This window comes from Actinokineospora sp., from assembly GCF_052390155.1.
GTDB lineage: Bacteria > Actinomycetota > Actinomycetes > Mycobacteriales > Pseudonocardiaceae > Actinokineospora.
Genome location: NZ_JBQTHF010000079.1, coordinates 31,460 through 39,704 on the forward strand (window position 1 = coordinate 31,460; position 8,245 = coordinate 39,704).

Here is an 8,245-nt window from a genome sequence, read left to right on the forward strand (position 1 = left end):
CGGCCGACGAGCGGAGGTCGCGTGACGCTGCATCCCCAGGCGCGCGCGATGCCGCCCGCGGGCCCGATGAGCCTGGATACCCTGGCCGCGTCGCGGGCGGGCTACGCCGCGAACGCCGCCGCCGAGGCCGGGCCGGGCACCGAGGTCGCGTTCGTGTCCGATGTGGACGCCGACGGGGTGCGGGTCCGGCTCTACCTGCCTGGCGAGCGCGCGGTGTCGCCGGTCGCGGTCTACCTGCACGGCGGCGGTTGGGTGCAGGGCGATCTGGACTCCCACGACGGCGTCTGCCGCTATCTCGCCGCCCTGTCCGGCGCGGCCGTCGTCGCCGTCGACTACCGGCTCGCCCCGGAACACCCGTTCCCGGCGGCGGTCGAGGACGTCGACCGGGTCGTCGGGTGGCTGCACGGCCCGGCCGCGCTGGAGTACGGCCTCGACCCCGGCCGGATGGCGGTCGTCGGCGACTCCGCGGGCGGCCTCCTCGCGGCGGGCGCGGCCCGTCGCTGGCGCGACCACGGCAAGCCCTTCACCAGCCAGGTCCTCGTGTACCCGGTCATCGACCCGGCCGCGCGCTGGCCCGACCTGGACAGCCCCGGCCTGAGGCAGCCGGACATGGCCTTCTTCTGGGACGCGTTCGCGCCCGAGGGGATCGACCGCGCCCACCCGGACCTCGCGCTGCCCGCCGCCGACCACCGTGGCCTGCCGCCGACGCTGGTGATCACCGCCGAGTACGACATCCTGCGCGCGGAGGGCGAGGCGTACGCGCGGGCGCTCGCCGAGGTCGGCGTGCCCGCCGTCGCGGTCCGCTACCAGGGCCAGGTGCACGGCTTCTTCCGCAAGCTCGCCGTCTACGACGCGGCTCGGCAGGCCGTCGCCCAGGTCGCCGCCACACTTCGCGCCGAACTGACATGACAGCCACTCTGGTCGCCAAGGCGTTGGCCGCGGGGCACGGTGACCGCGCCCTGTTCACCGGCCTCGACCTCGTCGTGGCCCCCGGCGACGTCATCGGCCTGGTCGGGGTCAACGGGGCGGGCAAGTCCACGTTGCTGCGCACGCTGGCCGGGCTGCTGCCCGCCGAGGAGGGCGAGGTCCGGCTCAACCCGGCGGCCGCCACCGTCGGCTACCTGCCGCAGGAGCCCGACCGCAGGCCCGGTGAGTCCGTGCGAGCGTTCCTCGCCCGGCGCACCGGGGTCGCCGCCGCGCAGCACGACATGGACACCGCCGCCGAGGCGCTGGCCGCGGGCGGACCCGGCGCAGACGACGAGTACGCCCACGCGCTGGAGCGCTGGCTCGCGCTCGGCGGCGCCGACCTGGACGAGCGCGCCGCCGAGGCGGTGGCCGATCTGGGCCTGGGGGTGCGCCTCGACCAGGAGATGGTGTCGCTGTCCGGTGGCCAGGCCGCCCGCGCGGGTATGGCTTCGCTGCTGCTCAGCCGCTACGACGTGTTTCTGCTCGACGAGCCCACCAACGACCTCGACCTCGACGGCCTGGCCCGGCTGGAGGCGTTCGTGTCCGGCCTGCGCGCGGGCACCGTGGTGGTCAGCCACGACCGCGAGTTCCTGACCAGGACTGTCACCAGCGTCCTGGAGTTGGACTTCGCCCAGCAGCAGGTCCGCGAGTACGGCGGCGGTTACGCGGCCTACCTGGAGGAACGCGAGGTCGCGCGCAGGCACGCGCGCGAACAGTACGACGAGTTCGCCGACACCAAGTCGGCCTTGCAGGCCAGGGCGCGCACCCAGCGCTCGTGGATGGAGAAGGGCGTGCGCAACGCCCGGCGCAAGGCCACGGACAACGACAAGATCGGCCGCAAGCACCGCGCCGAGGCGACCGAGAAGCAGGCCGCGAAGGCCCGGCAGACCGAGCGCCTCATCGAGCGGCTGGACGTGGTGGAGGAGCCCCGCAAGGAGTGGGACCTGCGGATGGAGATCGCCGTCGCGCCCCGCACCGGCGCCGTGGTGGCTGCCCTGCGCGACGCCGTCGTGCGGCGCGGCGGGTTCACCCTCGGCCCGGTCACCCTGGAGATCGGCTGGGCTGACCGGGTCGCCATCACCGGGGCCAACGGCGCGGGGAAGTCGACGCTGCTGGCCGCCCTGCTCGGCCGCACCGAGCTGGTCGCCGGGCAGGTCTACCTCGGCCCCGGGGTGCTGGTGGGCGAGGTCGACCAGGCTCGCGCGCTGTTCCTCGGCGACGACCAGCTCCTCGATGCCTTCGGCCGCGAGGTGCCGGACTGGCCGACCGCCGAGGTGCGGACCCTGCTGGCGAAGTTCGCGCTGCGGGCCGAGCACGTGCTGCGCCCGGCCGCGACCCTGTCGCCCGGCGAGCGGACCCGCGCCGCGCTGGCACTGTTGCAGGCCCGCGGGGTGAACCTGCTGGTGCTCGACGAGCCGACGAACCACCTCGACCTGCCCGCGATCGAGCAACTGGAGGCGGCGCTCGCGACCTACCCCGGCACGCTGCTGCTGGTCACCCACGACCGGCGGATGCTCGACGCGGTGCACACGACCCGCCGGTTCGACGTCGCCGACGGCCGGGTGTCCGAGCAGCCCTGAACGCGGTGGTGCCCTCGGGCGATTCCCAAGGGCACCACGTTCCGACGAGCGGGAGCGTCAGCGGGCGGCCGGTGGCGTGCGCCGGTCGGTCGCGGTGCGGACCTTGCGCAGCGCGCCGTCGATCTGGCTGTGGTATTTGCCCTTGGTCTGCTGGTCGACGAACTTCCCGGCCTTCGTCGCGAGCTGGTTGACCTTCTCCGGGTTCTTCTTCGCGTACTTCTGTGCCGCCGCGGCGGCTCCCGCCAGCACGGTCAGCTTCTTGAGCAATGGCATGGCGCATCCTTCCTTCCGGTCAGCCCTTCAACGTCTCCGGTACTCCTGAAGGTTCCCAAGCTACGCGCCGGACCGTGGTCCGGCAGCGTGAAATGTCTACAATGGACAGTCGAGCTACCTGGTGAACAGCGCGTTGAGTTCGGGCCAGGTCATCCCGTCGGCGACCGACTCGTAGGTGCCGGACGCGAGCAGTTCCCGGGTGGCCCGCCGGGCGAGCCCGTAGGCCGCTTCCGCGACCGCGGCGCCCAGGCTCGCGCGGGCCACGCCGACCCCGGCGAGTTCGGCGACGCTGGGTACCCCGGGGCCGACCATGATGTTCAGCGGTGCCGGGATCGCCGCGGCCAGCGCCTTGATCGTGTCGAGGTGGGCGATGCCGGGCACGAAGATCCCGGACGCCCCGGCCGCCAGGTAGGCCTCGGCGCGCCGCACGGTCTCCCGCAGCCGGAACTCGCGATCGCCGACCCTGGCCAGATAGGTGTCGACGCGGGCGTTGAGGTAGAGGGAGATCCCCGCGTCGTCGGCCGCCGCGCGGGCCGCGGCCAGCCGCCGCGCCTGGTCGGCCGTGTCCCGCAAGGGACTGGCGTCGGTGGCGAATCCGTCCTCGATGTTCACGCCCACCGCACCCGCGGCGAGCACGCCCCGGACCGTCTCGGCGACGTCGTCCGGGGTCGCGCCGAAGCCGCGTTCGATGTCGGCGGTCACCGGTACGTCCACGGCGGACACCACGCGGGCGATGAAGTCGATGGCGAGCGCCCGGTCGAGCGAGTCGCCGTCAGCGGCGCCCAGGCTCCACGCGACGCCCGCGCTCGTGGTGGCCACCGCGCGGACACCGGCCTCGACGGAGACCAGCGCGCTGGCCACGTCCCAGGCGTTGGCCAGCGCCAACACCTCGCCGCCGGTGTGCAGCGCGTGAAACCGTTCGGCCCGTTCCTGCTGGGGGATCGTCATGGCCGCCAGTGAACCAGCAGCCACCGACACCGGCTGGCGGGATCGCGACACCATCGTCGCGCGGGAGACTCACGTCGCATTCCCGCTAGCCGGGCGCCCGGCCGAGGCGCCATCCTGGTCGGGTGTACGACGACTTCGACCGCTGCGTGCGGGCCGTGCGGTCCCGGGACTCCCGGTTCGACGGCTGGTTCTACACCGCGGTCCGCACCACCCGGATCTACTGTCGGCCGAGCTGTCCGGCGCGTCCGCCCAAGGCGGAGAACATGGCGTTCTACCCGAGCGCCGCCGCCGCGCAGCAGGCCGGTTACCGCGCCTGCAAGCGATGCCGCCCGGACGCCAGCCCCGGCTCGCCGCAGTGGAACGAGCGCGCCGACCTCGCCGCGCGCGCCATGCGGATGATCGCCGACGGCGTGGTCGACCGCGCGGGTGTGCCCGGCCTCGCCGCGCGGCTGGGCTACAGCGTGCGCCAGGTGGAGCGGCAACTGCTCGCGGAGTTCGGCGCGGGGCCGCTGGCGCTCGCCCGGGCCCAGCGCGCGCAGACCGCGCGGCTGCTCATCGAGACCACCGCGCTGTCGATGAGCGACGTCGCCACCGCGGCGGGGTTCGGCAGCATCCGCACGTTCAACGACACCGTCAGGGAGGTCTTCGCGACCGCGCCCACCGAGCTGCGCGGCCGCGCGGGCAAACAGGCGGCCCGCGCGGGCGTGATCTCGCTGCGCCTGCCGTATCGGGAGCCGCTGTGCGCGGACGCGTTGTTCGGTCACCTCGCGGCCGCCGCCGTGCCCGGCGTCGAGGAATGGCGCGACGGCGCGTATCGGCGCACGCTGCGGCTGCCGCACGGGCACGGCGTCGTCACCCTGCGCCCGGCGGGCGGGCACATCGCCTGCCACCTCGCCCTCGCCGACCTGCGCGACCTGTCCCGCGCCATCAGCCGCTGCCGCCGCCTGCTCGACCTCGACGCGGACCCGGTCGCGGTGGACGACCTGCTCGCCGCCGACCCCGCGCTGGCGCCGTACGTCCGCAAGGACCCCGGCCGCCGCGTCCCCCGCACGGTCGACGGCGCCGAACTCGCGGTGCGCGCCGTGCTCGGGCCGCAGGCCGCCCGGCTGGTCGCCGCGTACGGCGAGCCCGCGCGCGACCCGGCGGGCGGCCTCACCCACCTGTTTCCCACGCCCGCGGCCCTCGCCGCCATCGACCCGGCAGACCTGGCCCTGCCCGCCCGCCGCCGCGACGTGCTGTTCGTGCTGGTCAACGCCCTGGTCGCGGGCACGGTGGATGTCGGGGTGGGTGCTGACCGCGACCTCGCCCGCGCCCGGCTGGCCGCGCTGCCCGGCATCGGCGCGGCGACCGTGGAGACCATCGCCATGCGCGCCCTCGGCGACCCGGACGCGTTCATCCCCGGCGACCCGGGTGTCCGCGCGGCCGCCCGTGACCTCGGCCTTCCGGTGCTGTCGGCCGGTCTCACCGCACACGCCGCCGCGTGGCGCCCGTGGCGCGCCTACGCCATGCAGTACCTCTGGGGCGATCCGTCGAGATGAAGGAGAACCGTGCGCACTCATACCATTGTGGACAGTCCACTTGGTCCACTCACGCTGGTCGCGGCCGACGGCGTCCTCGCCGGGCTCTACCTGGACCGGCAGCGGCACCGCCCCGTCCCGGACACCTTCGGCACGCCTGACGCGGGCGCTTTCGGTGCTGTTGGGGAGCAGTTGTCGGCGTACTTCGCGGGCACGCTGACCGAGTTCGATCTGCCGATCGTGTTCGTCGGGACGGAGTTTCAGCGGACGGTGTGGCAGGCGCTGTGCGATATCCCTTATGGCGAAACGGTTTCCTACGGTGAGCTGGCCGAGCGGATCGGCAAGCCCACGGCGGCGCGGGCGGTCGGTCTGGCCAACGGGAAGAACCCGATCAGTGTGGTGGTCCCGTGTCACCGGGTGGTCGGTTCGACCGGCGACCTCACCGGTTACGGGGGCGGCGTGGATCGCAAACGGTACTTGCTCGACTTCGAGAAGCGAGCCAGTCTCCTGCCGCTTCCCCTGCTGTGACGCGGGCCAGTCGGCAGCAGGCGGGTCAGAAGTCCGACGCCAGCACAAGCGCGCCGGAGGAGTCGGTCACCTCGAACCCGTTGGCCTGGCCGCGCAGCACCGAGCTGTTGAGGTTGCACTTCATCTCTTTCGGCCCCGTGCCGAGGAATTCGCCCGCCGGGACCTTGCGGCCGGCGGCATCGGTGACCACGACGCGGTAGGGCTCGCCGGTCTCGAAGCCGGTCGCGGTCAGCTTGATCTCCACGCCCCACGTGTGCGGCACGAGTTGGGCGCTGGCGTTGATCCGGGTGTCCGGCCCGCGCACGGCCACCGCCTCCAGCGGCACCCGCGGCTGCTCGGGCGAGTCCGGGTGGACCCACCAGCCGATCCCCGCGCCGAGCGCGATCGCCACCACGGCGGCGGCCGCGGGCGCCGCCCACCGCGGGAGCTGCCTGCGCTGCCGTCCGCGTTCGGCCTGGATGCGCGCGAGCACCGCGTCGCCCAGGTCGGGGGGTGGGGCGGGCGCGGTCGGGCTGAGCCGGTCGAGGTCGACCAGGCGCAGGCTCTCGGCCACGGGGGTGATCTCGCGCAGCTCCGCCCGGCAGGCCGGGCACCCGGCGAGGTGCGCGTCGATGGCGAGCCGTTCGTGCTGGTCGAGCTGGTCGAGCGCGTACGCGCCGAGCATCTCGCGCAGGCCCCGATGGGCGCTGTCGTTCACGGCTCCACCCCCATCTCCTCCATGACCACCCTGAGTGACTTCAGCCCGTAGAACAGCCTGCTGCGCAGCGTCCCGGTCGGCACGCCCTGCTCGGCGGCCACCTCCGCGTGCGGACGCCCGCGAAAGTATGTCTCCACCAGCGCACTGCGATGCTCCGGGCTGATCCTGGTCAGCGCCTCCTCGATGAGCCACGCCGTCATCTTCTGCTCGTCGAACCCGCTGTCGGCGACATCCCTGGTCTCCTCCACCGCCAGCCCGAACACCCGCGCGGGCCGGGCCGTGCTGCGCCGGATCTCGTCGACGATCACGTGCCGCGCGATCGCGAACAGCCACACCCGCAGGCTCGCCACCTCCGGGTCGTACCGGTCCGCCGAGCGCCACGCCCGCAGGAACACCTCCTGCACCACGTCCTGCGCGTTGCCCTCGTCATGCAACTGGCGCAGCGCGAACCGGTACAGCTCGGGCCCGTGCGCCCGATACGCGGCGCGGAGCGCCTGGTCGGAGGCCAGATCGGGTTCCCCCGCTCTGCGCCGGGTCCGACCCCGTCGCGTCAAGCCACTCACGAGTCCCCCTTACGACCGTTGTGGTGTATTCGGAGCCGACCCCGCCCGCGTTCACCGCTGGGCCGAACCAATCCGATTTCGGTTCCGGGTGAACGCGCGCGGCCCGCGCTGCGAATGCAGAGACGCAAGCACGCCAGCGAACAGGGAGCAAACATGCGCAAAGCGACAACCGCGATCGTGGTCGGGGCCGCACTCGCGGCCACGATGCTCAGCGCGGGCACCGCCACCGCCGGGACGCGGCACGGCAACTCCGGGGGAGACCTGCTGATCCTCAGCTCGAACGGCACGCTGAGCAGGCACGACACGGCGTTCCCGCTGCTGCCCAAGTCGTCGGTCCGGGTCCGGGGCGTCGCCAGGCACGACAAGCTGATCGGCATCGACGTCCGCCCGGCGAACGGTGCCCTCTACGCGCTGTCCGCCAAGGGCCAGCTCTACACCCTGGACGCGGGCTCGGGGAACGCCACCGCCGTCGGCGCCCCGGTCGCGCTGACCGGCAAGGCGATCGGGTTCGATTTCAACCCGACCGTCGACCGCATCCGGGTCGTCACCGACGCGGGCCAGAACTTCCGGCTCGTGCCCGACACCGGCGCCCTCGCCGCGGCCGACACCGCCCTGAGCTACGCCCCGACCGACTCGGCCGCGGGCAAGACCCCGAAGGTCGGCGCCGCGGGCTACACCAACAGTGTCGCGGGCGCGACCAGCACGCTGCTCTACGACCTCGACGCGGGTCGCGACACCCTGGTCACCCAGGGCACCGCGCCCGGCGTCACCCCGATCGTCGGGCCGAACACCGGCCAGTTGTTCACCGTGGGCAGGCTCGGTCTGCCCGTCACCGCGGTGAACGGCTTCGACATCAAGGGTGCCGCGCCCGCGGGCCCGTTCAACCCGGCCGACTACAAGGCCGTCGCGGCTCTGCAGTTGGACGGCTTCCTCGGCCTGTCCGTGCTGGCCAAGGTGGACCTGTCCACCGGCCGGGCGCACGTCATCTCGCTGCTGCTGAGCAGGCCGGTCGGGGTCGCGTTCGTCGGCTGAGTGCGCGCCGGGTGGCCCGGACCACGGGCCACCCGGCCGCCGGTCAAATTCGTTCGACGCCGTAGCCGTGCAAATGGCCCCGGGTGTCGAGGCCCCCGCGGGCGGTGCGGGCGCTTAGGCTGTGGTGGAGGCAGCGGTGGT

Annotated in this window: 9 protein-coding genes; 5 read left to right on the forward strand and 4 right to left on the reverse strand. The window is 73.6% G+C overall.

The window, feature by feature from the left end:
* Positions 1 to 21 precede the first annotated feature (21 nt).
* Positions 22 to 909, forward strand: coding sequence for an alpha/beta hydrolase (locus ACT4N7_RS25300; RefSeq protein WP_444831343.1), 888 nt, complete (start codon positions 22 to 24; stop codon positions 907 to 909).
* Positions 906 to 2,546: an ABC-F family ATP-binding cassette domain-containing protein gene (locus ACT4N7_RS25305; protein WP_444831344.1), complete on the forward strand. Its 1,641-nt coding sequence runs from the start codon at positions 906 to 908 to the stop codon at positions 2,544 to 2,546. Before ACT4N7_RS25300 ends, ACT4N7_RS25305 begins: the two co-directional genes overlap by 4 nt.
* Before the next feature lie 57 nt (positions 2,547 to 2,603).
* Here the strand turns inward: ACT4N7_RS25305 and ACT4N7_RS25310 are convergent, their stop codons facing one another.
* Complete coding sequence (locus ACT4N7_RS25310; protein ID WP_444831345.1) at positions 2,604 to 2,819, reverse strand: antitoxin; 216 nt, start codon at positions 2,817 to 2,819, stop codon at positions 2,604 to 2,606.
* Between the two features lie 114 nt (positions 2,820 to 2,933).
* Complete coding sequence (locus ACT4N7_RS25315) at positions 2,934 to 3,767, reverse strand: isocitrate lyase/PEP mutase family protein (RefSeq protein ID WP_444831346.1); 834 nt, start codon at positions 3,765 to 3,767, stop codon at positions 2,934 to 2,936.
* Between the two features lie 122 nt (positions 3,768 to 3,889).
* Here ACT4N7_RS25315 and ACT4N7_RS25320 point away from each other — a divergent pair, with 122 nt between their 5' ends.
* Both ACT4N7_RS25320 and ACT4N7_RS25325 read left to right on the forward strand, forming a co-directional pair.
* On the forward strand, positions 3,890 to 5,305 hold the full coding sequence (locus ACT4N7_RS25320; protein WP_444831347.1) for a DNA-3-methyladenine glycosylase 2 family protein: 1,416 nt from the start codon (positions 3,890 to 3,892) through the stop codon (positions 5,303 to 5,305).
* Between the two features lie 9 nt (positions 5,306 to 5,314).
* The gene (locus ACT4N7_RS25325) at positions 5,315 to 5,812 is read left to right on the forward strand and encodes a methylated-DNA--[protein]-cysteine S-methyltransferase (RefSeq protein WP_444831348.1); all 498 of its coding nucleotides are present in this window, start codon (positions 5,315 to 5,317) and stop codon (positions 5,810 to 5,812) included.
* Between the two features lie 25 nt (positions 5,813 to 5,837).
* Here ACT4N7_RS25325 and ACT4N7_RS25330 read toward each other — a convergent pair whose 3' ends face one another.
* Together ACT4N7_RS25330 and ACT4N7_RS25335 are read right to left on the reverse strand one after the other, a co-directional pair.
* Positions 5,838 to 6,509, reverse strand: coding sequence for an anti-sigma factor family protein (locus tag ACT4N7_RS25330; RefSeq protein ID WP_444831349.1), 672 nt, complete (start codon positions 6,507 to 6,509; stop codon positions 5,838 to 5,840).
* Complete coding sequence (locus ACT4N7_RS25335; RefSeq protein WP_444831350.1) at positions 6,506 to 7,072, reverse strand: sigma-70 family RNA polymerase sigma factor; 567 nt, start codon at positions 7,070 to 7,072, stop codon at positions 6,506 to 6,508. The genes ACT4N7_RS25330 and ACT4N7_RS25335 overlap by 4 nt, the downstream gene beginning before the upstream one ends.
* 153 nt (positions 7,073 to 7,225) lie before the next feature.
* Here ACT4N7_RS25335 and ACT4N7_RS25340 point away from each other — a divergent pair, with 153 nt between their 5' ends.
* Positions 7,226 to 8,104 carry a DUF4394 domain-containing protein gene (locus tag ACT4N7_RS25340; protein WP_444831351.1) on the forward strand — a complete coding sequence of 293 codons (879 nt, stop codon included), beginning with the start codon at positions 7,226 to 7,228 and terminating at the stop codon, positions 8,102 to 8,104.
* Positions 8,105 to 8,245 lie beyond the last annotated feature (141 nt).